This is a genomic window from Acinetobacter sp. Swhac1, from assembly GCF_013390985.1.
GTDB lineage: Bacteria > Pseudomonadota > Gammaproteobacteria > Pseudomonadales > Moraxellaceae > Acinetobacter > Acinetobacter towneri.
This window is the reverse complement of the sequence record NZ_JACASN010000102.1, coordinates 1-1,065: the sequence shown is the minus strand read 5'-3', so window position 1 is coordinate 1,065 and position 1,065 is coordinate 1. Positions and strand designations below refer to the sequence as shown.

Annotated in this window: 2 protein-coding genes and 1 pseudogene; 2 read left to right on the top strand and 1 reads right to left on the bottom strand. The window is 34.8% G+C overall.

Annotation, left to right across the window (positions count from 1 at the left end):
* Positions 1-194: 194 nt before the first annotated feature.
* Positions 195-587, top strand: a complete 393-nt coding sequence (gene cadR / locus HX743_RS16105; RefSeq protein ID WP_000550240.1) for a Cd(II)/Pb(II)-responsive transcriptional regulator — start codon at positions 195-197, stop codon at positions 585-587.
* A 93-nt stretch (positions 588-680) separates the two neighbouring features.
* A pseudogene (locus HX743_RS16100) lies at positions 681-842 on the top strand (IS6 family transposase); the annotation flags it as partial.
* Positions 843-883: 41 nt separating this feature from the next.
* Here the strand turns inward: HX743_RS16100 and HX743_RS16095 are convergent.
* Positions 884-1,065 (bottom strand): helix-turn-helix domain-containing protein (locus HX743_RS16095; protein WP_178319680.1); only part of this gene is annotated, 182 nt, incomplete at its 5' end.

The following is a 1,065-nucleotide window of genomic DNA, read 5'->3' as shown; positions in this document are numbered from 1 at the left end:
ATCACAATTCTTTGAATTGTTTGCTTCTGCAATTGATGGATGATTTTCTTGTTGAGATTTCTTATCTTCGCATGGTGTTTCTTTACTACATCCACAACCACTCATAATTATACCCATTAAAAAAATTATAAACTTTGAATATTAGAATCCCTATAGTTACTATAGAGTCAAGAATCTTTGGAAATACTAACTCAATGCATTTAAAAATTGGTGAACTCTCTAAAAAAACCTCATGTTCAGTATTAACAATTAGGTTTTATGAAAAGGAAGGTTTAATTCCGGAACCGGAAAGAACGGAAGGAAATTACCGCCTTTACGATGTAGGCTATGTTGAGCGAATTAAATTTATTTTGAATTGCCGAACTTTAAATATGAGTTTGAATGAAATTCGTCAATTACTTACCTATAAAGACAAACCTGAGAAAAATTGTTCAGATGTGAATGAATTAATTGACTTACATGTCAGTGCTATCAGAGAAAATATAATCAAGCAACAAAAGCTTATTGAACAACTATCTGATTTAAGAGGTACTTGTGATGGTTTATGTACAATTGACCAATGTGGAGTTTTAAAAAATCTAGCTTGATTATCTAGACCTATGCTTTTTTCAAAAAATCGGCACTGTTGCAAATAACCACGAATGGTAAGCTGAAGACTGTTTTAGCTAAAGGTGCAGCATATGAATCCTTTCCATGGTCGGCATTTTCAGGGCGAAATCATTCTTTGGGCTGTGCGCTGGTATTGTAAATATGGCATTAGCTATCGTGAACTGCAGGAAATGCTGGCCGAACGGGGTGTGAATGTTGATCACACGAATATTTACCGTTGGGTTCAACGTTATACGAATCTAAAAATGGGAGCCTATAGCTCCCATTTTTATTGTTAAACGTTGAATCCTATATGTTTTCCTGTTGGAAGCTCTACATCAATACGGAGCTTCCCACCCATTGCCTCAACATACTTTTTCATGGTTGAAATCTTAAGATCATTGCCACGATTTTCTATTGCTGAAAGCGATGGCTGTTTTATTCCCAAAGTTTCAGCAAGCTCTTTTTGAGAAATTT